26 protein-coding genes are annotated in these 26,732 nt (G+C 32.0%); 9 read left to right on the top strand and 17 right to left on the bottom strand.

Going from position 1 to position 26,732, the window contains the following annotated elements; genetic code table 11:
- Nucleotides 1–225: 225 nt before the first annotated feature.
- From AC38BG_RS02515 to AC38BG_RS02500, 4 genes are read right to left on the bottom strand one after another with little or no spacing between them, the layout of a single operon-like run.
- Nucleotides 226–684 (bottom strand): threonine/serine exporter family protein, encoded by a 459-nt coding sequence (locus AC38BG_RS02515; protein ID WP_489937597.1) that lies wholly within the window; start codon nt 682–684, stop codon nt 226–228.
- 1 nt (nt 685) lies between these two features.
- Nucleotides 686–1,456, bottom strand: a complete 771-nt coding sequence (locus AC38BG_RS02510) for a threonine/serine exporter family protein (protein WP_489937596.1) — start codon at nt 1,454–1,456, stop codon at nt 686–688.
- Between the two features lie 11 nt (nt 1,457–1,467).
- Nucleotides 1,468–3,012 carry an ABC-F family ATP-binding cassette domain-containing protein gene (locus tag AC38BG_RS02505; protein WP_489937595.1) on the bottom strand — a complete coding sequence of 515 codons (1,545 nt, stop codon included), beginning with the start codon at nt 3,010–3,012 and terminating at the stop codon, nt 1,468–1,470.
- A 15-nt stretch (nt 3,013–3,027) separates the two neighbouring features.
- On the bottom strand, nt 3,028–3,387 hold the full coding sequence (locus tag AC38BG_RS02500) for a hypothetical protein (RefSeq protein WP_489937594.1): 360 nt from the start codon (nt 3,385–3,387) through the stop codon (nt 3,028–3,030).
- Between the two features lie 235 nt (nt 3,388–3,622).
- Here AC38BG_RS02500 and AC38BG_RS02495 point away from each other — a divergent pair, with 235 nt between their 5' ends.
- The 4 genes from AC38BG_RS02495 (at nt 3,623) to AC38BG_RS02480 (ending at nt 6,647) form a co-directional block, all read left to right on the top strand.
- Entirely contained in the window at nt 3,623–4,222 is a 600-nt protein-coding gene (locus tag AC38BG_RS02495) for a hydrolase (RefSeq protein WP_489937593.1), read from the top strand.
- 140 nt (nt 4,223–4,362) lie between these two features.
- Entirely contained in the window at nt 4,363–5,181 is an 819-nt protein-coding gene (locus AC38BG_RS02490; RefSeq protein ID WP_489937592.1) for a hypothetical protein, read from the top strand.
- Nucleotides 5,182–5,251: 70 nt separating this feature from the next.
- On the top strand, nt 5,252–5,671 hold the full coding sequence (locus tag AC38BG_RS02485) for a PAS domain-containing protein (protein ID WP_489937591.1): 420 nt from the start codon (nt 5,252–5,254) through the stop codon (nt 5,669–5,671).
- 10 nt (nt 5,672–5,681) lie between these two features.
- Entirely contained in the window at nt 5,682–6,647 is a 966-nt protein-coding gene (locus AC38BG_RS02480) for a Gfo/Idh/MocA family protein (protein WP_489937590.1), read from the top strand.
- Nucleotides 6,648–6,717: 70 nt separating this feature from the next.
- On the opposite strand, the gene AC38BG_RS02475 is transcribed toward AC38BG_RS02480, so the two are convergent.
- The 3 genes from AC38BG_RS02475 to AC38BG_RS02465 all read right to left on the bottom strand — a co-directional run bounded on the left by AC38BG_RS02475 (nt 6,718) and on the right by AC38BG_RS02465 (nt 11,113).
- Nucleotides 6,718–8,808: an ATP-dependent Clp protease ATP-binding subunit gene (locus AC38BG_RS02475; RefSeq protein ID WP_489937589.1), complete on the bottom strand. Its 2,091-nt coding sequence runs from the start codon at nt 8,806–8,808 to the stop codon at nt 6,718–6,720.
- A 153-nt stretch (nt 8,809–8,961) separates the two neighbouring features.
- Complete coding sequence (locus AC38BG_RS02470) at nt 8,962–9,822, bottom strand: alpha/beta hydrolase (RefSeq protein WP_489937588.1); 861 nt, start codon at nt 9,820–9,822, stop codon at nt 8,962–8,964.
- Complete coding sequence (locus tag AC38BG_RS02465) at nt 9,809–11,113, bottom strand: PTS sugar transporter subunit IIC (RefSeq protein ID WP_489937587.1); 1,305 nt, start codon at nt 11,111–11,113, stop codon at nt 9,809–9,811. The genes AC38BG_RS02470 and AC38BG_RS02465 overlap by 14 nt, the downstream gene beginning before the upstream one ends.
- Before the next feature lie 174 nt (nt 11,114–11,287).
- Between AC38BG_RS02465 and AC38BG_RS02460 the strand changes: the two genes are divergently transcribed.
- From AC38BG_RS02460 to AC38BG_RS02450, 3 genes are all read left to right on the top strand, one after another.
- A complete protein-coding gene (locus tag AC38BG_RS02460) occupies nt 11,288–13,666 on the top strand; it encodes an ABC transporter permease (RefSeq protein ID WP_489937586.1) in 2,379 nt (792 codons plus the stop codon).
- A gap of 65 nt (nt 13,667–13,731) precedes the next feature.
- Nucleotides 13,732–13,959: a hypothetical protein gene (locus AC38BG_RS02455; protein WP_489937585.1), complete on the top strand. Its 228-nt coding sequence runs from the start codon at nt 13,732–13,734 to the stop codon at nt 13,957–13,959.
- Nucleotides 13,960–14,010: 51 nt separating this feature from the next.
- Entirely contained in the window at nt 14,011–15,198 is a 1,188-nt protein-coding gene (locus AC38BG_RS02450) for an MDR family MFS transporter (RefSeq protein ID WP_489937584.1), read from the top strand.
- A gap of 281 nt (nt 15,199–15,479) precedes the next feature.
- On the opposite strand, the gene AC38BG_RS02445 is transcribed toward AC38BG_RS02450, so the two are convergent.
- The 10 genes from AC38BG_RS02445 to AC38BG_RS02400 all read right to left on the bottom strand — a co-directional run bounded on the left by AC38BG_RS02445 (nt 15,480) and on the right by AC38BG_RS02400 (nt 23,813).
- A complete protein-coding gene (locus AC38BG_RS02445; RefSeq protein WP_489937583.1) occupies nt 15,480–16,415 on the bottom strand; it encodes a serine hydrolase domain-containing protein in 936 nt (311 codons plus the stop codon).
- Nucleotides 16,415–17,716 carry a D-alanyl-lipoteichoic acid biosynthesis protein DltD gene (gene dltD, locus AC38BG_RS02440; protein WP_489937582.1) on the bottom strand — a complete coding sequence of 434 codons (1,302 nt, stop codon included), beginning with the start codon at nt 17,714–17,716 and terminating at the stop codon, nt 16,415–16,417. The genes AC38BG_RS02445 and dltD overlap by 1 nt, the downstream gene beginning before the upstream one ends.
- Complete coding sequence (gene dltC, locus AC38BG_RS02435; protein WP_489937581.1) at nt 17,709–17,948, bottom strand: D-alanine--poly(phosphoribitol) ligase subunit DltC; 240 nt, start codon at nt 17,946–17,948, stop codon at nt 17,709–17,711. Before dltC ends, dltD begins: the two co-directional genes overlap by 8 nt.
- Before the next feature lie 25 nt (nt 17,949–17,973).
- A complete protein-coding gene (dltB, locus tag AC38BG_RS02430) occupies nt 17,974–19,194 on the bottom strand; it encodes a D-alanyl-lipoteichoic acid biosynthesis protein DltB (RefSeq protein ID WP_489937580.1) in 1,221 nt (406 codons plus the stop codon).
- Nucleotides 19,191–20,705, bottom strand: a complete 1,515-nt coding sequence (gene dltA, locus AC38BG_RS02425) for a D-alanine--poly(phosphoribitol) ligase subunit DltA (RefSeq protein ID WP_489937579.1) — start codon at nt 20,703–20,705, stop codon at nt 19,191–19,193. Before dltA ends, dltB begins: the two co-directional genes overlap by 4 nt.
- Before the next feature lie 18 nt (nt 20,706–20,723).
- Nucleotides 20,724–20,882 (bottom strand): teichoic acid D-Ala incorporation-associated protein DltX, encoded by a 159-nt coding sequence (locus AC38BG_RS02420; RefSeq protein ID WP_489937578.1) that lies wholly within the window; start codon nt 20,880–20,882, stop codon nt 20,724–20,726.
- 71 nt (nt 20,883–20,953) lie between these two features.
- A complete protein-coding gene (locus tag AC38BG_RS02415) occupies nt 20,954–21,253 on the bottom strand; it encodes a hypothetical protein (RefSeq protein WP_489937577.1) in 300 nt (99 codons plus the stop codon).
- Nucleotides 21,254–21,379: 126 nt separating this feature from the next.
- Complete coding sequence (locus tag AC38BG_RS02410) at nt 21,380–22,123, bottom strand: ABC transporter permease (protein WP_489937576.1); 744 nt, start codon at nt 22,121–22,123, stop codon at nt 21,380–21,382.
- Nucleotides 22,108–22,851 (bottom strand): ABC transporter ATP-binding protein, encoded by a 744-nt coding sequence (locus tag AC38BG_RS02405; protein ID WP_489937575.1) that lies wholly within the window; start codon nt 22,849–22,851, stop codon nt 22,108–22,110. The genes AC38BG_RS02410 and AC38BG_RS02405 overlap by 16 nt, the downstream gene beginning before the upstream one ends.
- Entirely contained in the window at nt 22,851–23,813 is a 963-nt protein-coding gene (locus AC38BG_RS02400; protein WP_489937574.1) for an ABC transporter substrate-binding protein, read from the bottom strand. Before AC38BG_RS02400 ends, AC38BG_RS02405 begins: the two co-directional genes overlap by 1 nt.
- Nucleotides 23,814–24,304: 491 nt before the next feature.
- On the opposite strand from AC38BG_RS02400, the gene cbpB reads away from it, so the two are divergent.
- Together cbpB and AC38BG_RS02390 are read left to right on the top strand one after the other, a co-directional pair.
- Complete coding sequence (cbpB, locus tag AC38BG_RS02395; protein ID WP_489937573.1) at nt 24,305–24,778, top strand: cyclic-di-AMP-binding protein CbpB; 474 nt, start codon at nt 24,305–24,307, stop codon at nt 24,776–24,778.
- Nucleotides 24,779–24,874: 96 nt separating this feature from the next.
- A complete protein-coding gene (locus tag AC38BG_RS02390) occupies nt 24,875–26,701 on the top strand; it encodes a heavy metal translocating P-type ATPase (protein ID WP_489937572.1) in 1,827 nt (608 codons plus the stop codon).
- The last annotated feature ends 31 nt before the right edge of the window (nt 26,702–26,732 follow it).

Below are 26,732 nucleotides of genomic sequence, written 5' to 3'. Positions count from 1 at the left end.
TTTACAACCTAAAGGCAACTTTTCAAAGCATTTATGCAAAAAAAGAGCCAATCTGATTCAGATCGACTCCTTCAATGGGCTCTTATTTAATTAAAAGTGAGCTTCCACGTTCACAATAGGTCACTCAACATCAGCACTTCCCGTGCTTGCTATTAAAAGCAAATGTCCCATCCTTTGAAATACGCATCTCGCGTTTCATCGGCTCGTAGTATTTAGTTTATCACATTATCTTTCTTTGTAAACTTTTCTGATTTTATAAAAAATTTCAACAAATAATGTTGATAACAAAAATCCTAGAGCAATTGCAACAGTAATTATTCCTACTCTTAAAATTAAATCTTCTGCTAATCCATTATTGCCTGTTGCCATTGCACGCACTGCTTGATATGCAGGAACTCCTGGGACTAATGGCACAATCGCTGGAATATTAAAAACAGTAACGGGACATTTTTTTAGTCTGGCAAAAAATAATCCTAAAATTCCAATTAAAAAAGCTCCAATTAAATTAGATACCATTCTGCCAACACCTAATCTAAAAGTTAAAAAATATGCAATCCAACCAACTACTCCACTAACTCCACTCAAAAACAATGCTCTTCTTGGAACATTGATTGTTAAAGCAAATCCAGCAGAAGCTAGCCATGAAAAAACAATATTAATAATTAATTCAATCCAAAAAGGCATATTATGCTCCTAAAAATTTAATCACAATACCGACGCCGCCACCTAAAGCTAACGCTGTAAGTAGCGCTTCAACACACCTTGCAATTCCAGATAATAAATCTCCTGTAAATAAATCTCTAAATGCATTAGTTAATGCTAGGCCAGGCACTAAAGTCATTAAAGCTCCAATTAAGATATTATCGATATTAGTTATTGGAAATATTAGATGAATTATATAAGTTAAAGTCCCCATGCCAATTGCTGCTAATAATTCAGACAAAAAACGTATCTTAGTAAACTTTTTGAAATAATAATAAAGTAAAAAGCCTTCTGCTCCCACAATAGCTGCAGCTGGAAAATCAATCCAATCATAATTATCCATAAATAAGACCATTAATGTTGCACTCAAAATTGCTGCTCCTAAAACTTGCAACCATAAAGGAAAAGTTGGGGTATAATGCTCTACTTGTTCTAATTTTCGCTCAAGTTGTTGCAAAGTGGTTTTTTTATCTGCAAATTCTCTAGATAAATTATTTACTCGATCAACTAATTCTAAGTTAATATTGCGCTCTTTAATTTGAGTTATTTGGGTCAAATGTCCACTATCCAACGCTAAAAACACTCCAGTTGGAGTCGCAAAAACTCTTGGATCATGCAATCCTGCATTAACCGCAATTCGCTTCATTGTATCTTCTACTCGATACATTTCACTGCCGCCTTCAATCATCAGACGACCTGCAACTAAACATACTTTTTGAACTTCCTGATAAAATTCATCTGTATAATATGCCATTTTTCTTTCCTTTAATTATTCATCTTTTCAATATCGATTGTTTTATCAACCCAATCTCCTCTGAAAAAGTCTCTTTCATGACTTACTATAATCACACCACCTGGAAAATGCATGATTGCTTTACGCAATGCATCTTTTGTGTTGTTATCCAAATGATTTGTTGGCTCATCTAAAAATAGTAAATTTGCTGGTTCAAACTGCATTTTAGCTAATTTCACTTTTTCTTGTTCGCCACCAGATAATTCTTTTAGTGGACTCATTACTAATTGAGCATTTAATCCAAGTCTAGCTAATGCTTGTCGCAACTGCTTAGGTTTTAATTTAGGATAAATTTCCTGCATATATTGCAAAGGAGTCATATTATTGTTTGGCCAAGTTAAGTCTTGTTTAAAATAAGCAATTTTTGCAGTGGCAGATAATTCAAAATTACCATAAATTGGCTTTAATTGTTTTAACAAAGTCTTTAATAAAGTTGTCTTACCAATCCCATTAAATCCAGTGATTGCGACTTTTTCTCCATTACCTACAGAAAAATTAAATGCTTGTTTGACTAATGCATGATCATAACCAATAACTAAATCTTGAGTTTGTAATAATAAATTAGATGCAGTTGCTACATTAGGAAATTCAAATTTTGCCTGCAAATTATTTTTAGGTGGAGTTAAGATATCCATTCTAGCAAGTTGTTTTTCACGAGACTTAGCACTTTTTGCACGAGTGCCAGCTTTATTTTTGCGAATATATGCTTCAGTTTTTGCAATTTTGCGTTGCTGATTGGCATAGGCTTTTAAATAAGTTTCACGATCTGCCTGCTTTTGGCGCAGGGCATGTTTTAAATCTCCTGTATAGCGTGTAATCGTTCCAAAATCAATATCAATAATTGCATTAGTAATCTTACCCAAAAAATCATAATCATGACTAACAACTAAATATGCCCCTTCAAAATTATTCAAATAATTAATCAGCCAATCAATATGATTAACATCTAAATAGTTCGTCGGTTCATCTAAGACTAAGACGTCTGGTTTTTGCAATAACAATTTTGCCAAAATTATTTTTGAACGCTGACCGCCAGATAGCTTAGCTACATCATGATCATATCCTAATTCTGCTAGTCCGAGCCCTGAAGCAACTTGTTCAATATCAGTATCCAAATTATAAAAATTATTTTCTTCTAGATGAGTTTGAATTTTGCCTGCTTTTTCTAATAATTCATCTTCTCCAGTTTCGCCATATTCTTCATACAGTTTATTTAATTTTGCTTCATCATCATATAAATTTTGAAATGCAGTTCGCAAAAATTGTCTGATGGTTACACCAGGAGCTAACTTAGCATATTGATCTAAATACCCTACACTAATTTTATTTTGCCACTTAACTATTCCCTCATCTGGAACAATTTCCCCTGTCAAAATTTTAATTAATGTTGATTTACCAACACCATTTTGCCCAGTAACTCCCATATGATCTTCTTTATTCAAGACAAAATTTGCCTTTTCATATAGTGTTTTATCAATAAAACTTTGGCTTAAATCTTTAACTGTTAATAAACTCATAAACTCAACTTTCTATTATTCATGACTTTTTTCATATCTTTGCAATGCATCTAACACCTTAGGCCAATAATGCTTAGGCAAGATTAGCTGCAATTGATTATTATAAATTGGAAAATCACTTTTTTTCATCCCTGTAATTTTTGCTAAATCCGAATCAGTCAAATGATATTTTGCTGTAATTCTTTTGATTTCACTAGAAGCATGAGCTCTAAAATAAGATATTACAAAAAAGATAACTGCTCCAATGGACGCTATCCCCATACTTAAGCTCATATTCAAATGAAAACTTCTAAAGCATACAAAAAATGTTGCAATGTATGCAATCAAAGCAGATATTACGCCATAAATTACTGGAAAATATTTAAATTTAGTCATATTTGCCCCTCTTTGTTACAAAACCATTTCAAAATGTAACACATTTGAAATAATAATGACAGTTAGCATATAAACTGTAACTTTGCTATTAATTATCTGAAATATTTACCTATTATAATAACTTTTGTCAACTTAGAAAAGAAGAAAAAAGGAGTAGATTCTTATTTTATTAACTAAGAAATTCGCTGCAAAAATCGCAGCTGTCATAGCAGCTGGTTTATTATTAGCAGTTAACATGACATCATTCAATACAGCATTTGCTGCATCAGATAATACAGATAATACAGTTAAAGTATCTTCATCATTAGTTAGACACACAATGCTACCTAAATTGATGGACGAACAATTCCAAGAAAATAAACAAAAACAAGCTATGGATGTTTTAATCAAAAACTCTAAAGCTGAACAAGAAAGAATGGATCAAGTAGCAGAGGCTCAAAGACAAGCTGAACTTGCACAAAAAGCTAAAGTTGAAGCTGCACAAAAACAGCAAGAACAAAAACAACAAGCAAGCCAAGCTGTTAGCCAAGCACCAGCTACTGCAACTAATAATGCACCAAGTGGTGTAAATAAAGGAACTTTCAAGTTAAGTTTTTATGATCCAGCAGTTTTAGGTTCAAATATGGGTTACGGCGGTGTTGCTGCCAACTTATCAGTATTTCCTAAAGGTACTAAATTAAAGATTACTTTACCAGATGGTACTGTATGGATTCGTGTAGTTAATGACACAGGTACATTTGCTGCATCAAACCCACGTCAATTAGACGTTGCTATGCCAAATAGTCAAGTTCCAGCAGCAGGTATTTTATCTGCAACTGTTGAAGTTATTGGTTAAAACTGAATATTATTAAAAGACAGATATCTATTTTATTAGGGTGTCTGTCTTTTTTTCATATAAAATAAATAATTTACCCTTGCTTTAATTAGCTAAGTCTTGCAAAATTACCTATAGATATAATTTTTAGAGGTAAAATCATGAAGCGTAAATTAACATTATTTTTAATTGCAATTTGTGCGATATTAACACTTACCGCATGTTCAAAAAACAAAAAACAGAGTAATACAAATACCCCTAGTGCAAGTAGTTTGATTTCTAAAATGCAAAATCAAGAATTGACTAGTGGTAATATGCAACAAATCTTAAAAATTCAAGAAGGCTCTAATCTTACTGCTATGAAAACTCAAGCTAGTTGGGGAGGCAACCCTTCTGTAATGCAAGTAGCTACATATATGAGTCAAAATAATAAAACTAAAGAAATATCTGAATGGATTAATAACCAAAATGTTTTTGTTAATGTCCAAAAATCTTGGTACAAATCTCCTATCAAGCCATTACTTGGTACTGATTATCAAACTTATTATAGTCAATTATTAGCTAATCAATCTGGACTTGATTTTCCAAAATCTGTACTTAACAAGATGAAAGTAAAAGACAATATCACTTCGTATACTCTTAGCTATAAAATAAAATCATCAGATAGCACTTTAGGAAAGCAAATTGTTGAAAATGTCATCACTTCATCTCAAGACAAAACCATGGGTAAAACTTTTAGTGATGCATTATCAAAAGGTCAATTTAAAGACTATGAAATTCAAGCTGTCATTAACAAAAAAGACAACAAACTAACTAGCTTATATTATTCAGTTGATTTGTCTGTTGGTGGTACTCAAAAAATGACTGTTCAACAATCATTTACTAAACTTGGCACTCAAGATAATTTAGTTATTCCAAATAATGTATTGCAAAATGCCAAAGATATTAAAGAATTAACGGCTAGTCAACCTAAAAATTAATAAAAACAAAAAGCGCTGTCATATGTGTTAAACTAATCATACATGACAGTCTTTTTTATGAGGTGCGATTATGGAAAAAATAAAGTTAGTTGGTGGAGCATTATCAATTAAGCAATTAAATGCAATTTTTGAAACTATTCCGCAAGAATTTGATGTATTAGATGAAAATGATGTTGTAGTTTGGTCATCAATGAACAAGCATCGTTTATTTCCCAGAACTGAAAAAGATATTGGAAAAACAGTTTATGAGGTGCATCCAGGACATTCACAAGATAAGGTTAAAGCCGTTTTAAAACAAATGAAAAGTGGTGACAGAAGTCACATAAGCATTAATGTTAAAAAAGGTGACACACCAATCAATATTAGCTTTTATGCGTTATATGACGATCTTAACTATATTGGCTGTATTGAAGTAGTGCAGCCAATTAGCGAATTTCAAGTTAAGGGCAGTTTTATTCGTAATATCAAAAATATGATTTTTAAAAAATGAGGTAATCTAAATGAAATTAGGTATTGTAGGTTCAGGAATGATTGTTCATATGTTTTTACCAATCGCAAAACAAATTCCAGGATTGCAACTAGCTGCTATTACAACAACTAAACATAGTGAACAAGTAGGCAAAGAATTAGCTAAAAAATATACTATTGCCAAAACTTATACTAATTATGATGAAATGCTTGATAGTTCCGATGTCGACACCATTTATATTTGTGTGCCAAATTCTTTACATTATGAATACTCAAAAAAAGCTATCCTTGCAAATAAAAATGTAATCTGTGAAAAACCATTTGTCACAAAACTTGCGCAACTACAGGAGCTGCGTTTATTAGCTGAAAAACAAGATGTGATTTTTGTCGAAGCAATTAAAAATATCTATTTACCAAACTTCAATGCAATCAAAGAAAACCTTGCTAGAATAGGCAAAATTCACATAATCAACTTAAATTATACGCAATATTCTAGCCGCTATGATGCTTTTTTAGACGGTAAAATAGCACCTGCATTTGATCCAACAAAAGATGGTGGAGCTTTGATGGACATTGGCATTTACAACATTCATTTATTAACTGCATTATTTGGTAAAGCCCATGCTGTTAAATATTATCCAAATGTCCAACGCAGAATTGATACATCAGGTATTTTAATAGCTAGCTATCATGATAGCAAACAAGCAAGTCTAATTGCAGCAAAAGATTCTTCTGCACCAGCTAGAAGCTTTATTGAAGGAGAAAATGGTTCTATTTATATCAATGGTCATATTAATGAACTTCCTGACTTTACAGTAGCTGTTAAAGGCCAAGATGAAGAAAATTTTAACTTTAATGAACATGACGATATGGTTGATGAGTTCCTAGCTTTTGAAGATATGGTTGACACTCACAACATAGAAGCTAGTAAGCAAGCTCTTCAAGAATCAGAAGATGTCTGCAGCATTTTAGAACAAGCTCGCAGCAGTTATATGTAAAAAAGTATAGAACCAAAACAAAAAGGCAATGCGCTTTGAAATTACGCATCGCCTTTTAATTTAGTTAATTTTACTTTTTAACTTCTTTTTTATCTTCATCAGATTTGATTTCTGGTGCAATATCTGCAATGATTTCACCATTTAAGTATAGATGTTTATCATCTGCTGTGAATTTGACTTCTGTAGTCTTTGGATAAGCCATAATCAATTTAGCTGCTGGAGTTTCCAAATCATGTTCAACTACTCTTCTTAATGGACGAGCACCGAATTCTTTGTCATAACCTTTCTTAGCCAAATATTTCTTAGCTTTCAAGTCAACAGTCATTTTAATATCACGTTTTGCAAGTGATGATTCCATCTTTTTCAAGTAAAGATCAATAATCTTCAACATATCTTCTTGAGTTAATGGGTTAAATGGAACAATTGCATCTAATCTGTTCAAAAATTCAGGTCTGAAGTAATGCTCTAATGCTTTAATTAATGCTGCATGATCATACTTACCATTCTTCAACAAGTTATCTGAAAATCCTGCATTAGAAGTCATAATCAAAATTGTATCTTTAAATGATACTGTACGACCTTGTGCATCAGTTAATCTACCATCATCCATTATTTGCAATAATGCATTAAAGACTTGTGGGTTAGCTTTTTCAATTTCATCAAACAGAATCAAGCTGTATGGTTCGTGGCGAACTTTTTCAGTTAATTGACCACCTTCACCATAACCTACATAACCTGGAGCTGAACCAATTAATTTATTAACAGCCATTTCATCTTGATACTCAGACATGTCTAATCTGATCAAGTGATCTTTTGAACCAAATAATTGAATAGCCAATTGTTTTGCAAGTTCAGTCTTACCAACACCAGTAGGACCAGTTAACAAAAATGATCCAGTAGGACGGTCAGAATCTTTAAAGACTTGTTTACGTGCAATTGCATCAGTAATAATATCAATTGCATTGTCTTGGTCAATTACGACTTCCTTTAATTTCTTAGCAAGATCCTTGTCTTTTTGAGCTTCATCGGCATGTAATTCACTCATTGGAATCTTAGTCTTTTGCTCAATTAAAGCATAGATATCCTTGCCAGTTACTACAGGTGTATTAGTCTTATTAACTTTCTTTAAATCAGCTTGCAAAGCATCAATTTGCTTTTTGTATTCGCCGGCTTGTTTATAATCTTCATCTTTTGCAGCTTCGGCTTTTTTAGCTTGCAAAGCATGAATCTTATTTTTCAAAGCAGTCTCATCTTTTGGTTGAGCACTTAGTGACTTTTTGGCACCAGCTTCATCAATTAAGTCAATAGCTTTATCTGGTAAATATCTACCTTGAATGTATCTTTGTGATAATTCAACAGCTAATTTAATAGCATCTTCATCATATTTTACATGGTGGAATTTTTCATATTTTTCTTTTAAGCCATTCAAAATCTTAATTGCGACAGCTGCAGTAGGTTCTTCAACTTGTACTGGTTGGAATCTACGCTCTAGTGCAGGGTCATGTTCAATTCTCTTGTATTCACTAGTAGTAGTTGCACCAATCAACTTGATTTCACCACTAGCTAATGCAGGTTTCAAAATATTAGCAGCATCCCCATTATTATTTTCAGAATCTGTACTACCAGCACCTACAATGTTATGCAATTCGTCAATGAACAAAATAATATTAGGATTCTTCTTAGCTTGATCGATTACACCCTTCAATTTTTCTTCAAATGAACCACGTAAACTAGATCCAGCAACCATATCATTAATATTAATTGCAATGATATGCATATCCTTCATCTTAGCTGGAACTTTGCCTTCAGCGATTCTTTCAGCAAGACCTTCAACAATTGAAGTTTTACCAACACCAGCAGGTCCCACTAAAACAGGATTATTTTTCTTACGACGTGACAATATTTCAATTACAGTATCAATTTCTTGATCACGGCCAATAACTGGGTCATATTTATTTTTCTTTGCTTGTTCAACTAAGTCAACCCCAATAGGCTTTTGGGTTTCTGCATTATTGTTATTTGCTTGTCCCATTTGAGGTCTATTGGAACTACTTGAAAATTGGATAGGAATAGATCCATTATTTAGATTATTTCTATTATTAAAGAAAGAACTATTTAATTGTTTGAATAAGTCATCAAAATCATCATCAAATTCAGCCATATTTCAACACTCCTTTAAAAGTGAAATAAATTAATATTTATTATTCCATATCAAATTAGCACTCTCTATATCGGAGTGCCAGACTCTAATCACACTCATTATAGCAGGTCTAAAATTTAGTGCAAGGGTTTTACTACTAAAATTTTATGAAAATTAGCGCCCTATTCTATTTCTTCTTCTATTGTTTCTAGTAGGGCTTAGCAGATATTGTTTTATGATCTCGACTACTTGTTGATTTTGAGGAAGTGATGAATGTTGGGCGCTACTTCCTGTAACTGTCATAGTGGTATAGTGTGCAACTTGTTCTTGATAAATATATTTTCCCGCTTCCACACTGTTTTCTGGGACTCGTCCATCAGATTCATAATTTTCACCACCAGAAACAGATATAACTGTTAAAGTTTTAGGTATTTTTTCTCTATTTGCAATAAAATCAGATAACATCTGTGTCTTATGTTCAATATTATTTTCATTAAAATTAAAAGGAGTACCTAATGTCATTAATTTTCTGATAGTTATTTCACTAGAATAATCTGAATAATAGTTTTCCAGCCAATCTGTCCAGATTAATCCCCCATTCGAATGACCAAAAGCTTTGAAATTATTAAATTTATATTGCTGCTCTATTTGCTTAAATGCTTTATTAAACAACTTGGTTTGGATTTTGATATTGTTATAACCATCTTTATTATTTTCAAATCCTACAACAATAAAGGGTTCATTATCATCTTTTCTAATTGTCCCAGAATAAGATAAAGCTCCTGCATTTGATACTTTTACTTTTAGTAAACTATGTTTTTTCTGAGTACCCTTATTTAACAAATCAACTAATTCATTAAATCTATCTATCGTTGCACTAGATCCTGGCACCATGATTACAGGCGACATTAAAGATTTACGTCTTTGAGCCATTAATCGGTTAGTTTTTTGCATCCAGAATCCTGTTGGGATCGCCAAAATTATCAATATTGCGGCAGTAAATACTATCCATGACCAATTTTTATGCCACTTCATCCATAATCATCTCTCTTTGACGTACACGAGTTTCTACTTTTTCATGAATAATGATAAAGGGCATAAATATTGCAATATCAAGAATCATTAAAAAAATAGAAAAAATTACTGTTTGATATGCCCCATTTGTTGCAACAAATGCTATTAATGGACCTGGCGTCCCTGATAAGACAGGATATACACTTGCTGGGATTAAATGAAGAAAAATTGCAGCCCCTGCAAACAACATATTAATCCCTGGAATTATTACCCAAGGAATCAAATATACTGGATTAAACAATACTGGAATCCCTACAAATAACGCATTGCTAGAATTAAAAATTACTGGTATAAAAGTTGATCTAGCCAGTGTAACGATTTCTTCATTATGGTTGTACATGAATATTATCAAAATAATAGCTAATGCTAAACCTGAGCTGCCCATAGTTCCATATGACTTAATCAATGCATCCCCTAAATATTTATTAGGTACATTCCAGCTTGAGTTGTGCTCTAAAGCATAATTTAAATTTACACTACCATTTGCAGTACCACTTGCTGCAAGCAATGAGTTCAAAGGTATACTGAACCCTCCCCACGCAAGCAACATGCAAAACATTGTTAAAGGAATAGAAACCGTTACATTATTAGTATTTAACGTATTAACTAATAATGTAGTCCAGCTAGATGATTGTGATAATTTAATTCGCAATAAATAAAAACTAATCCCAATAATCACTCCAATAGTAATTGAAACAAAGATTGGCAGTACTACTTTGAAAATTCTCTTCCTAATATCTCGTGAATGTTCATGTCGCTTATATCTATACCTTGGTCCTAACCAGTGAAAAATTTGCCCCACTACATAGCCAATAATAATTGAAAATAATGTAGCACTAAAATCAAGCATCGCTAAATTGAAATCATTACCTTCACCTGGTTTATATCTATAGCTAATAAACAATAAGACAATTATTGCTGTAACACCTGCAATGCTTGCATCTTTATGATACATTCGTGCAGTAAAATTTGCTGCAAAATATGCACAATAAATTCCAAATACTCCAAATGTTACTTTTGTTAAACCAATAGATGTATATGAAGCAGCCGTTAATATTTTTGATGGCAGCCATGCTTGTAAATTTAATACATTATAAAATAAGCTATCTGGCTGAAAAAATGAATCACTAAACATTTGAAATATAGCACCAATTATAGCTACTGGAGTTAACATCACTAAAGTTTGCCCAATAATTCTGAAAAATGATCTACTACGTAGCCATAAAAAAATATCTGTAAATTTATTTATCATTATCCAACGCCTCTTTTTACCTATTAAAGTAAATATCGTGTTTAATATAAGTAGATAAGTCAATTATAACAATATTTAAATGTATTGAGAGCGTGAATGAAATGGCACATAAAGTTCGAAATAATACTAAAAAAAATGAATATGATGTAATGGATATAAATGGTGGTGACTATTATGAAAAAAGTTTTTTGGAAAGATGCCTTTGGAGCTATTAGTCACACCTTTAGTCGATATCTAGCAATTATATTATTAATTATGCTTGGGACTTTTACTTATGTCGGATTAAAAATGACTGGACCTGATATGCGACAAGGTGCAACCGACTTTTTTGAGTTTCATAAATTAGCTGACAGCAATATTCTTTCTAATTTTGGCTTAAATAAATATGATCAAAATTTATTAAATCAAGATCATGCAATCAAAAATATTGAATATGGCTATTTCCAAGATGTTAATTTAAAGCAAAATAATCTTAACTTGCGTGTTTTTTCAAGACCTCGAAAAATCTCTACTTATCAATTAATGTCTGGACACTATCCTACAAAGCAAAATCAAATTGTTCTAAATTATTTATTGCAAAATAAGTTCCACGTGAAACAAAAAATAAGTATTAATGACTCAAAGTCCTTAAAAAATAAAACTTATACTATTGTAGGATTTGTAAAATCAAGTGAATTTCTTGATAAAAAACAATACGGAACTACTAATATAGGCAATGGACAATTAAATGGTTACGCTGTAGTTTTACCCAGCAATTTTATTAGTCCTAATTATCAGATTGCACGCATTATTTATAAAAATACTCAAAATTTGAGCCCATTTAGCTTGAAATACCGCAATCGTGTCTATGATGATAAAACTCAACTACAAAAAAAGCTAAATAATAATTCTAATAACTATCTTGTAGTCACAACTAGAGAAGAAAACTATGGTTATAGTGCATTCCGCTCTAATTGTGAAAAAGTTGAAGTGTTAGCAGCAATTTTCCCTGTATTTTTGTTTGCGGTAGCTGCTTTAGTTAGTCTAACTACGATGGCAAGATTTGTTGATGAAGAAAGAATTGTTATAGGAACTTATAAGGCAATTGGTTACAACAATTTTGAAATTTCAATCAAGTTTTTATTGTATAGTACATCTGCAGCTTTGTTGGGCATAATTATAGGGGCTTTATTAGGTTATACTTATTTACCTAATATGATTATTAAAGCTTACACTGCCAATAACACTATGGAAAATATGCCACTGCATTTTGCATGGGCACCATTATTTATCGCAATAATTATTGCTTTAGCTTCGACAACTTTAATTGCAACACTTACTTTACATAGTATTTTTAAAGAAAGGCCAGCAGCATTATTATTGCCAAAGCCACCAAAAAAAGGTTCACGAATTTTTTTAGAATATATTCCATTTATTTGGAATAAGTTAAACTTCACTTCAAAAGTAGCAGCTCGTAATTTATTTAGGTATAAAGGTAGAATGCTGATGACTATTTTGGGGATTGCAGGATGCACTGCGTTATTAGTCATGGGATTTGGGATTAGAGATTCATTGAGTAATTTAGCTAATAAACAATATCAAGATATTCAAAAATTCTCTGCAATTGAAGTTAATACTCCAAGTCAAAATGATAATTTACAAAAGACTGCATTAAAATCTCTCAATATCAAAAATGCCCCTATCAACTTCATGCAATTGCATAAACATATTTATCAAAATGGTACTACCCAAAATATCATCGCAATTACGCCTGAAAATACTATTCAATTCAAAAATTACTTTAATTTAAAAAACGGATCTTCAAAAAAATCTATCTCTCTAACTTCTTCAGGCATCATAATTAGCGAAAAACTAGCCACGCTTTTACATAAAAATATCGGTGATAAAATCACTTTAATGAATGACAATGATATAGCTTATACTTTTAAAATTAATGGAATTACTGAAATGTATGTAGGACATTATATTTTTATGTCACCTGATGTTTACCAACATATATTCAAGCTACCTTATCAAGTTAATGCTCATCTATTAAAAATTAAAAATAATAACTTCAATTCTAGTGCTGCTTCATTACTAAAAAAACCTGGCATACAAACCATTATTTCAAACCAGGCAAACAAAGATGTATTAAACAATTTAACTAGCAGTTTAACTGAAGTCATCGCAATTTTAATTTTAATAGCTTCAATTTTGGCAATTGTTGTTATCTACAATTTAACTAATATAAATGTTGCAGAAAGAGTTAGAGAGCTTTCTACAATTAAAGTACTAGGATTTTATGATAATGAAGTAACTCTGTATATTTATCGTGAAACGATAATTTTGTCTATATTAGGTATCATACTAGGTGGCTTTTTAGGGTGGCAATTGCATCACTTCATTATTACTAACTTAGCACCAAATGACGCAATGTTTGATCCGACAATGACTCTTAACAACTTCATCATGTCTGCATTAATTCCACTTTTTGTGACATTAATGATGGCATTTGTCATTCATCACAAGATCAAAAAAATCAATATGTTAGATGCACTGAAATCAGTTGATTAAAAGACGTTTAAATCCAATATCCATTTGTTATAATAGATTTAACAGATTCAAAGAGGAGCAAAACTATGTCTAGAAAAATACAGCTAACAGATGATGTTCAACGGTTAGTCGATCGATATTTAGAAATTTCTGATGAAACCTTTGATGAATTGAGTAATAAAGCATTACGAGATTATTTAGTAAATAAATTTAGCTCTAAACAAATTCATGATATTTTGCAGCGAAAAAAAGTCGATGACCATGATATTAAAGATATTTTCAAAGGCAGTTTTGGAAATTGGATGGATGAATAAAAAAAGTTGCTAGAGTTTTCTAGCAACTTTTTATTTGAAATGGAGGAATGTATGTCTTTACCTGTAAGAAAAGACCCTGTCAAATTAATTTGTTTATTATTAGGAAGTTTAATTATTAATACTGGGATTAGTTTTATTTGGCCACTAACAACTATCTATGTCACAAAATATTTACATGAGAGTTTAACAGTAGCTGGCCTAGTATTATTTTTTAACTTAACTTTTTCTTTATTAGGAAATAGTATTGGCGGGTGGTTATTTGATAGATGGCATCCCTATCAAACAATAATAGTTGGAGTTACAATTGCGACTATAGCCACGGGATTATTAATTGTTTGGCATGGTTGGCCAGCATATGCAATTTTGTTAATGGCATTAGGATTTGGTGATGGGATTATAGTTACCAGTCTTAACTCAACAGCTACTCTAATGAAATCCAAAAATCCTTCATATGTGTTCAATGTTTTATATTTTATGCAGAATCTAGGACTAGTTTTCGGTTCATTAATTGTTGGATTTGTACTACCACTAGGAATTGCATTTTTGTTTGCTCTCGCTTTTATCATGTTTATCATATTTGAATTACTGATAATAGCTACTTTCAAAGGCTTAAACGCAGCACATGAAAATCGTCATACTCAAAAAGCTATTGCCAAAATGAAAATTCCTACAAGCAACCTAAAACAAATTATTAGTATTTTGATTTGTGTGTTTGCTGTATGGATTGGGTATCAACAATGGGCATCAAATATTTCCACATACATGTTAAGTATGCATCTTAGTATTCAATCATATAGTATTTTATGGACACTAAATGCGATTATTATTGTATTATTCCAGCCTTTGTTAACATTTTTTGATAACTTTTTGACTAAACATTTACATGGACGCTTATATATTGGTTTTATTTTATTTGCGATATCATTTACATTATTATTAGCGGCCAAAAATTGGTTCACATTTGCAGCATCTATGGCAACTTTAACTATTGGTGAAATCTTGTCACTACCTGCAGTATCAACTTTTGTGAATGATCGTGCTCCAGAAGTTTTAAAAGGAAGATTCCAAGGAATTGTGCAATCAGTAACTTCTGCGGGACGCGCGCTAGGTCCGTTAACTGGAGCGTTAATCATTGATCATGCATCATATTTTGTATTATTTGTTTTCTGTATTGTGATTATTTTGATGTCAGAGCTAGGATTTTTGTTAGTTAACTCAGTTAGTAAAAAGGTTAACTAATACAGGCTCTCACTCTGATCTATTCTAAAAAGCCCAAGTTTCGCACAACAAAACTTGGGCTTTTTGCGTACCTAATATTTCATTTTTTTGCATAAAAAAAGCCTAATTCCACCGAAATAGGAACTAGACTCACACAGTGTTGTACCGCTATTTTGACCACATATAGAAGATTACATTTTCGCTACCGGAGAAAATGACAACTACTAATAGCGATACCATAACAAATAATAGCATATATCTAACCTATTAACAATAAATTAGAAAGATTAAATTCTAATTATTTAACCAATTATTTGCGTAAATATTTGGCTAATTTTACTTCTAATATTCATAAAATTACCACCGGCCATATTGGTCTGAATGATCAAAGCATTCTTGCCATCAGGGGTAACCCTTACAAAATTATAATATCCATTTCCTGCGCCATTAGCTAATTTAAATCCAGGATTATTATATAAGCCACCATTATAATAAACAGGAGCTTGCCCTGTAAATAATATCTTGCGACTATTTAAAGTTAATAGTGTGCCATCTAAAGTAGCTTGCAAAGCCTTATATAAATCTCTGTTTGACATCACTAATGACCCAGCACCTAATTCTCCATGAATTTCAGGTAGATCTAATTTTACAGGTGATACATGTCCATTTTTAGGATCATAATAATTGCCTGATACAAAACCTATTTTTTTCAATGTCGCGGGTGAATTCCAGACAAAAGCAGTGTCTTTTAAGTGCAAAGGCTTTATATAAGTATCTCTTACTACTTGTTCATAAGATTTATGATATACCAAACTAACAATTCCACTTAAATAAACATAATTCAAAGATGAATAATACCTCTTATGCAGTAGCTTGGGATTAAAAACTGTGTTTTTGGCAGCATATATCATATTCTTATGATCGCTAACAAAAGGTTTCTGTCCTAATTGAACACCTCTTTTTAAATCAAGACCTGATTGCATTTGCAATAAATCATTGATTGAGACTTGCTTACCACCTGGAACTTCAGGATAAAATTTTGCTAGCTTATCACTAAGCTTCAATTTTCCATTTTCAACTGCTCTCATCAGCATTGTTGCAGTCATAAACTTTTGAACTGAGTTTATCAGATAACTAGTGTCAGGCTTATTTACTGTTGCATAACTCATTGCGACTTTATTATTTTTAACCACTAAAACGGATCCCTTTAATCCTAAAGTGGCAATCGACTGGCGCACTACTTTCCTTTTAAACTCTTTACGCTTTTAACAGTTGGTATACTAATATTTTTGACACCCGTTCTATTGTCCCAAGTATTAGTAAAGAAATAATCATCAATATTATAATTCATTGGAATGTTTGGCTTAGCCATGAATGGTTTGACATATTTATCAACTGCAATCCATCCGTTCCAACCTAAGTGAATCGTATCTTCCATAAAGAACTTTTTATTACCATCTTTTGATAAATCAGCAATATTATAAAAGCCCTGTTTTATTAATTGATATTTGATCTTTGATACAGATTCTTGATACATAGAATTAGATAGGCCTGTATATTTAGCCCATCTACCATTAATTGGTGAAATTACAAATAATACATTAGTATGTGTTCTAGCAAATTGGTCAAGCATTAATTCAAAATCAGAATATTCAATTGATTTTGTGTAATCAAAGTTAACTTGACTACCCTTCAATTTGGTTAATTCTTTTTTACCTAACTCTTTTTTGAAAAATCTATTATTAATTCTAAATTGATTACTATTTGTATTTTTTTGCCCTTCTTTATTTGCAACTTGTGTCAAACCATTAACACTATAGTCACTAGGGAGTTTTTTAGCTTGCATATTAATCAAAGATAATCTGTTATTAACTTGGAAAGTACTAAAGAATATATCTTGATTTACTAGTATTCTTCGTTCGATTTTTAATAAATTCAATTGATCACTAGATAATGTTCGGCCAGCAGCTACAGTGATTAGAGCCGACTTTATAATTTGATTAGATTTTCCAGAAGGCATATCTAACAGTCTATTTGCGGCATATCTTGTAGCTACTGAATTGTGAGCATCTAATATAAAATTAATTGCTTGCAAAGGCGAATAATATAAACTAAAAGCATCAGGATTTTGACCTTTTTTTGTAAACCATTGAGGAGATACTATAACAACAGCCTTTTTATTAGCTAATTGTGGTTTTATCCCCTGCATTCCATAAAAATGAGCTAGTGATTGACTACCAGGTCCGCCCAATAAAAATGGTCTATATGCTCTATTATATTTATAAGCTAATACAGTTGGATGAAGTGGATCTAATCTTGACAATTCACTTGAGCCAAAGAAAGGAACATAATCTTGACTCAAAGCTACCTGCTTCATCTCCTGCCCTTTAAATATATTATTTGTTTGTGAAGTGGCTGCTTCAAAAACTTTGGTCTTATTATATGTGCGATCCCATGGGATTAAAAATACTCCAACTAATAAAATGGCTGCACATATAGCAGGACCAAAGATTTGCCATAATCGGCGTTTATTACTCATTTTCGAGACTTTCTACCTTTTCAACAATTTTATTTGGGGTATTCCATTCATCACGATTAAATTCAGAAACAGGTACTTGAATTCCAAATTTTTCTTGCAAGTTTAAAAGCATTTGAACTGTTGCAAGTGAATCTAATAAACCAGAATCAAATAAGTTTTCATCCATATTGTTGCTTAAGTCTTCACCAGTTAAATCTTCAATAATATCTACTACATCTTGCTTTGTATCCATAATTAAAACCTCTCATATTATTCTTTTATTTAAACCATAATGTATTCAAAAATCCTGAGAAAATCAAGAAACTGAAACAAACCACATTAAATGTTAAGAATATCGCAAATGCTTCAGTAAATTTATTATGTGGTATTTTATCCTTATGCTTACGCTTAAACCGCAACCAGTAATCATTAATAATTATAGCAGCTGCATGGAACAAGCCATATACAATATAATACCACGTAACCCCATGCCAAAATCCCATGATTAGGAAATTAAGCAAATAGGCAGCTTGTGATAATCTGATTCTATTTTTAAATAATTTATGCTTCATTGCAAAAAATGTAAATCGCATAAAGATAAAATCACGGAACCAGAATGATAAAGTCATATGCCAGCGATTCCAGAAATCTTTTATGTTGTGAGAAATAAATGGCATATTAAAGTTCATTGGGGTACGAATTCCCATGAAATATGATGTTGATACCGCAAATAACGAGTATCCTGCAAAGTCAAAGAACAAATACATGCTGTAACAATACATGTATCCAATCAAAGGCCATGAAATTGGTGAACCAGTTATTTTGCTGCTCAAAATTGCTGCACGTGAAATTTGTGGCAATAAATAAGTCCCAAAGTACCATCCTAAAATAAACTTATACAAAAATCCTTGGAATAAATAGCGAACCGCATATTGTAAATTAGTTATGTATTGCTCGCGATCAGGAGCTGTATTATAGTCTTTTGCAAATCTTCTATATCTATCAATAGGACCAGATGAAATTACTGGGAAGAATAATAAGAATCTTGCATACATGATTGGATCAACTTTTTTAATAGTTCCATCACGCAATTCCATAATAACTTGAACAGTCTTAAAAGTAAGATATGAAATACCTAAAAATCCAATAGTTATTCGTTCATTTGAAGGCAATACTGGTGCTAATTTCACCATCGTTAAAGGTATAATTGCCAAAATTACGAATAAACAAAATACCCAAGTCTTATTATCTTTTTTAGTTTTTTGACGGTATTGCTGATAAGCAAAAGTTACAATGAATTGGTAAATAATATAGCCAATTAACTGCACTCCTTCTTGCCATAACCCTCCACCAAAAGTTAATACTAAGAAAAAGACAGAATAAATAGCTTCATACCACTTAAACCGATGTCCATAATATAAACCAATAATTAAAGGAATTAATGGTATCAATAAGATAATGAAGTAATGCGGATTACTATATGGTTGTAAGTTAATCACGCGTTAACCTCCTTAATAACCGCTTTAATATCAACCTTACCATTTTGAGAAATTGGCATGTCATCGCGGTATATAAATCTCTGTGGAATCATATAAGGCATAATATTTTCAGCTAAGTCTTGGCGAATAATCTTAGTTAATTCATTAGCTTCATATTTATCCTTAACGCCTTCATTTAATTCAATTTCTGCAACAATTTGCTTTACTTTATGATCTTTACCATACTTTGGAGCAGCCACACCATAGCGAACTAAGGAGTTTTTACTTAAATAAAAGTTAATTTCTTCAAGCTCGATTCGATAACCATTAAACTTAATCTGAAAATCAATTCGACCACGGTAAAACAGCATATCGCCATCAAAAAATCCTGCATCACCTGATCTATAACTTAAATATTGATCGCCATCTTTTTTAAAGAAGGCTTTTTCAGTTTTTTCAGGATTATTCATATATCCTTTTGATACACTTGGCCCTTCAATGACAATTTCACCTTGTCCTGGCTTATCACCTTTTGTAGTGTCAATTGTAATTCTAGTATCAGCTTTGACACGACCAATTGGTAAACGGTCATATTTTGCTAATACTTCATCAGTAATTTCTACTTGAGTTACAGCAACAGTAGTTTCCGTAGGGCCGTACGTGTTGAAAATGTGACTATTCGGAAACTTCTTTTTAAGCATTTGAGCTGCACCATGTGTCAATTCTTCGCCACAGAATAAAAAGTGGGTTAGTTGATCATGATGTGTTGCATCAAAAGTTGGATCCAAAAAACACATTTGCACAAATGATGGCGTTGATACCCAAACATTGAAGTTTAATTTAGGCAATACAGTAAATAATTGTCCAATGTTTTCCGCAGTATCATGTGGTAATACAACTAGCTTTCCACCTGTAGTTAATGCAGGATATAAACTCATAACTGACAAGTCAAATGAATATGGAGCTTGTGCTAAAAAGCTAGGATGTTTTGGTAAATTAAAATCAGCTAATTCCCAATTTACAAAACTCAATAAATTATCATGAGAAATTTGCACACCCTTTGGCTTACCAGTAGTTCCTGAAGTAAAGATAATATAGTAATTTTCATCACCTTTAACAAAATTACTTTCATCAATTGGAACACTCTCATCTTTAACTTGATCAGGAGTTAATACTTTGGTATTAGCCAATTCAACTTCTGGCAACTTGTCAATTGCAATTACCATAGGTGATTCGGATACTTCTTGAATCATTGTTAAACGTTCAATATTAGAATAACTAGCTATTGGAATATAAGCATGTCCTGTCTTAACTGCCCCCAAAAAACTAGCAACCATTTCAAAAGTCTGCCCACCCCAGATCATAATTGGAGCGCCTTGTGGCAAATTCATTTGCATAATTGCATTTGCCCATGCATCAGAGCGCTTTTTCAAATCACCATATGTATTAGTAGTACCTAAATAATCATATGCCAATAAATTCGGATCTTCTTGCGCTATTTGGTCAATTTTTTTAATTATATTTTCAATCATTATACACTACCTACACGATTAAAATTCATTATAAATAAAGTGAACTGAACCAATGCCACTATATTCATATAAATATACTAGAGCCATCAAAATTACGAAATAAAATAAAGTTTTTAACACAAATAAACCTATCGATTTGGCTCTTGAATGTGTTTCAATTTTCTTTGTTTTTTCCATGCTGTCACCTCAAGTCTGCTTTCTTTATATTACAACAATGTTACAAATCCTCGCAATATTATCGCAGGATTTTACTTTTTATTAATTTTTGAAGCTTTCCTAAAAGCAACAAACAAAGGAATTGCGGGCAATAATGCGACTACTACAGTACTAACACATGCCCAAGTCATTACATAACTAGGATTCTGCCACTTTTTTGAATTTGCAGTAGTTAATGTAAATACTCCAAATAATATTGAAGTAACTAATTCAAATAAGAATCGATTTTGACCACTATATCTATAAATTATCAGTGATGCTGCAGCTGGCAATAAACATAGCCAACCTGCCAGTCTAACCAAAAAAATTATTTTTTTAGAATTATCTTTCATATTTCATCCCATCATTTATAAATACTTTTACTTAACAATACCTAATTATACCTAGTTTTGCACACATTTAAGTTAATTGTATAAAAAAATCAAGTTATTTTTTAATAGCTTGACTTAATTACTTCTTCAATCTTTTTTGCGCCAACGACTTGTATAATTATCGATTACTTCTAACAAAATAAACATAATAAAAGCCAGAAAACTGATAATCACAATTCCACCATACATCTGCAAATATTCCATTTTTGACCATTCATCCATAATATAATAGCCTAGTCCTAATTGTGTTCCATAGGCTTCTGTAATAAACAAAATTGCAAATGAAGTTGATAAAGCTATTCTAATCGCAGAGATTGTCCCTGCAATACTAGCTGGCCATGTAATATATCTGAATGTTTCTAATCTAGTTGCATCTAACACCTTTAATGTTTGATAAAGAGTTGGGGAAACTTGTTTTACTTGGTCGCGGACAGACACGATTATTTGGAAGACATTAGCTAAAATTAGCATTCCAATTTTAGAACTTTCTCCTATTCCTAGACACAACATTAAAACTGGTAATAATGCAATTTTAGGAATTGGATACAAAAAATACAAAATTGGATTGGCGATATTACCAAATTTTGGGAACCTAACAATTGCAATACCAATTAATACTCCAAAAAATATTGCTATTAATAAACCCCAAAATATTCGATATAGTGATGCATAGATATCTAATCCCATACCTTGTTGGAACATTTGAGGCATAACTTCATAAACTTTAATTGGACTTGGAATAATGATTTTATTGACTAATTTAGCACATCCCCACCAAACAAGATGAATAATCAAAACAGCAAGCAAAATATTTCTTATTTTTCTTGCCATTTTTCATTTACTTCCTTTCTTAGTTTGGTTACTGTGGGATAAAAATCAGCATTATTTTCACGCTCATTTATTTTTAGCTTTTGCAATGGGTTATTACTCATTTCAGCGGTATTTTGAGTCAAAATTAGCATTTTTTCACTAAAGATCAATGCTTCTTGTAAATTATGTGTAATAAATAAGGTAGTTGTTGGTCTTTGGGTCAAAATTTTCATTAACATTTTTTGCGCTTTTGCCTTAACTACTGTATCTAATGCAGAAAATGGTTCATCCAAAATTAACAAATCAGGCTTCATTGAAAATGCTCTGGCAATTGCAACACGCTGTTTTTGTCCGCCGCTTAATTGACTGGGAAATTGATTCAAGATTTTAGTCAATCCAAGCTCTGCAGTCAATTTAGAAATGCTTTGAATCTGTTCATTATTTAATGCATGATGGGTACGAATTTTAAGTCCTAATTCAATATTTTGCTTAGCTGTTTTCCAAGGTAATAACCCATAATCTTGTGGCACTAATGCAATAGTTTGGCTTTTCACAGTCAAATTAGTTCCATTAAATAGAATTTTCCCTTGATGTTTAATTAAGCCAGTTATTGCATTAATTAATGTAGTTTTACCAGAACCTGATGGTCCTAAAACCGCCATAACTTCATTAGTTGGCAAATCAAAGTTAATATTATTTAATACAGTTTTTGTACCATATTGTACTTTTAAATTTTCTATTCTTAACATTAGTTTACAGGAACAATATAATCATTTGGATTTACTTTTTTATTAAAGAATCCTTGTTGTTTTGCAAAATTCAAAACATCTTGCATAGTTTTCCCATTAACAGTCTTTGCCTTAGTATAATGTGGAAATTGCTTAGGAGCAGCATCTGCTGCTGGTTTTGGTAAGCCAATATCTTTAATTAATACTTGTTTTAAGACACTTGGATTATTATTTAAATCATCAACTGCTTTGTTATATGCTTTAATAAATCTTTGTCTTAACTCCTTGTCTTTTAATAATGAACCACTTGCGGCTAACGCAGTTACTTGGAAGTTTGAATCGCTTTGAGTTAATACTTTTAGCCCTTGAACTCTAGCCATAGTCAAGAAAGTTTGTGGCAGTACTGCTGCTGCAACTTGATTATTTTTGAGCATTTCTAGTCTTTGTGGAATTTGTGGAACGATTACTGTTTGTACATCATTTGGTTTCATACCATTATCTTTTAAAACTTTGTACATATAATAATCTGTTGGGTTATGAGGCATATTAGCCACTTTTTGCCCTTTTAGTTCTTTAACATCTTTAATTTTGGAATCTTTAGCTAATGCCACACCAAAACGTCCTGTCAATTGAGTAATTAACTTCCATTTTAATTGTGGATTTCTCATATATGCGGTGAATGATGTAAAATCAACAACTGCAGCATTTAACTGCCCTGCACTTGCTGCAGCATCACGTTTGTTAGGGTCTTTGAATAAAGTGATCTTGGCATTAATTCCTTCATCTTTAAAATAGCCTTTTTCTTGTGCTACATAAATTGGCGCACTATCTGGTGCTGGCATGGTTCCAATATTAATGTTGGTCATCTTTTGATTTTTAGCAGGCGTTGATTGATTTGTCTTTGATTTTGGCGCACATGCTGTCATCAATATTCCAACAGTTGCTAAACTAAGCATAGTTATGATTACTTTTTTTAACTTCATGATAAAAATCCTTTCTTTATTATTTAAAGCATAATTGATTACTTGTATTATAACCAAAATTTACCAATTCAAAAAACTTTCGTCACACTTTTTTCACAATTGGTCTGTATTATGTTAATTAGCATCAAGGAAATCCTTGGTGCCATTCATGCATTAACACACCCAAACTTTTTGTTTTTCATTCTTACTCCTCCAAAGTAGATGAAAATCGTGTCAACAACATTTACCCCTGTTGACACGATATCCTTTAAGACTCGCTTCTTCATGCGAGTCTTTTTTTGCATATAATTAACATTATCTTTACCAAATTGTAATAAATAAGACTATATTTATTCATAATTAACTTGTATTATATAAGTATAGCAAGCAGGTAGACTTGCTATACTCCCACTTTTTATTTCATTCTTACTCCTCCAAAGTAGATGAATTCGTTAGGCTTGCAGACTTTTTGCAAGCCTTTTTTTATGATATTAACATTGAAAGGAACAATTATGTTTTCACCCAAGGTCAAAAAGTTACTTGAAGAAAAATCTGGTGGGTTTTTAATCCCAGCTTCCAGAATTGCTTTTGTACAAGATGATAATCCACTTTTTCATGCCTTTTTAATTTTGACGAAAGTCAAGTATTCAAAAATTCCAGTACTTGATAAAGATCATCGTGTAGTTGGTCTACTTAGTTTAGCGATGATTACAGATAAAATGATGACTGAAGCAGATATCGTTGTTGAACCTTTATCTACATTAAAGGTTCGTGATGTAATGCAAACCAATTTTGACAAAATCAATTTTGTACAAACTAAATTAGAAAAGCAGTTACATTTATTAATTGATAATAACTTTATTCCTGTTGTAGATGATAAAGGAATTTTTCAAGGATTAATTACCAGACGTGAATGGATTAAAGCATTCAATTATGTTGCGCATTCATTAGATGATTGCAGTGTTAATAACACGACAAAACAGTAGTCTTGATTTACGACTTACTTTTTGTTAGTTTATATTATGTTATAATATAGTATACGAAAAATCTGATATAGAAAATATATTGGGGGTAATATTCCTATGAAAAATCAATGGAAATTCTATACAATCCTTGGTGTTGGGGTTATTGCTGCTATTAGTGAATTTGGACTTCATCAAAATTGGGGTGCTTATTTAATTTATATAGCAGGTACGCTGATGGCTATCAACATGGCCTGGGGCATGATTGATGATATTCGTCATGGTAAGTGGGGTGTAGATATCTTAGCAATTATTGCCGTGGTATCTACTATGTTAATTAGACAGCCTTGGGCTTCATGGATGATCTTAGTCATGCTAACTGGTGGTGACTCACTAGAAGATTATGCAGCATCACAAGCTGGTAAAGAATTAAAAGCATTATTAGAAAGATCACCACAAATTGCTCATAAATTAGTTAATGGAAAGCTAGTAGATGTTAATGTAAATGACTTAAAAATTGGCGATCACGTTATAGTAAAGCCAGGCAACCAAGTTCCTGTTGATGGTGTGATTGTTGATGGTGAATCAAGTTTTGATCAATCTTCATTAACTGGTGAATCTGTCCCTGTTGACAAAAAAGTCGGCGATGATTTAATGTCTGGTTCAATTAATGGTGATGTAGCAGTAGAAATGAAAGTTACAAAACCCGCCAAAGATTCCGAATACCAGACAATTGTTCAATTAGTTAAAAGCTCACAAGCAAAACCTGCTAAATTTGTTAAGATGGCTGATCGTTATGCAGTACCATTTACAATTATTTCTTTGGTAATTGGTATTACTGCTTGGATTGTAAGTAAAGACCCTGTAAGATTTGCTCAAGTTATGGTTGTAGCTAGTCCATGTCCATTGATCTTAGCTGCACCAGTTGCTATGGTTAGTGGCATGAGTTCAATGTCACGTCATCACATTATTGTTAAATCTGGTACTACTTTAGAAAAATTATCTCGTGCAAAAACTTTTGCCTTTGATAAAACTGGTACTTTAACTGAAAATCAATTACAAATTGATCAAGTATTACCAACTGCAGATTCTGGATTAACTAAAGACCAATTGCAAGGAATTGCAGCTAGTGTTGAGCAACAATCAAGCCACATTATTGCAACTTCATTAGTTAAAGATACTGACAAGAAGCTATTACATGATGTAACTGATTTAAAGGAAACTACTGCACAAGGTGTTAGTGCAACTTTAGATGGCAAATTAGTTAAAGTTGGAAAAATGAGTTTTGTTGATCCAGGTGCTCCAAAAGTTAATGTTGGAAGTACTGCAATTTTCGTTTCAATTGATGGAAAATATGTCGGACATATCACTTTCCAAGACACAATTAGACCTGAAACTCCAGCAACACTTGCTAGATTGCGTCGTCAAGGTGCTGAACATATTATGATGTTAACCGGAGATCACAAGGATGTAGCTGATAAAATTGGTAAAAAAGCTGGTGTTGACGATATCAGATATGATTTATTGCCAGCACAAAAAATTCAAGCTATTAAAAAAGTCCCAGCTGATCAGCGTCCTGTTGTTATGGTTGGTGATGGTGTAAATGATGCTCCTAGTTTAACTGCTGCAGATGTAGGTATTGCAATGGGTGCAAAAGGTGCTACTGCTGCAAGTGAAAGTGCTGATGCTGTTATCATGGTCAATGATTTGTCCAAAGTTAGTGACGCTGTAGCTGTTTCAAAACACACTATGAAAGTAGCAAATATCGATGTGTTAACTGCCATATCAATAGTTATCATCATCGAATTAATTGCCTTCACTGGTATTATTCCACCAATTTGGGGGGCTATTTTGCAAGAAGTTGTTGATGTAATTACAATTTTACTTGCATTGCTTGCAAAAACTGAACCTAAAAATCCAAAACAAACTGGTGAATTAGAAAAATAAATTTTAGATAATCAAAAAGAGCTTGTATCCC

The organism is Lactobacillus sp. M44 (genome assembly GCF_058130005.1).
This window is presented reverse-complemented; position numbering and strand designations above follow the sequence as displayed.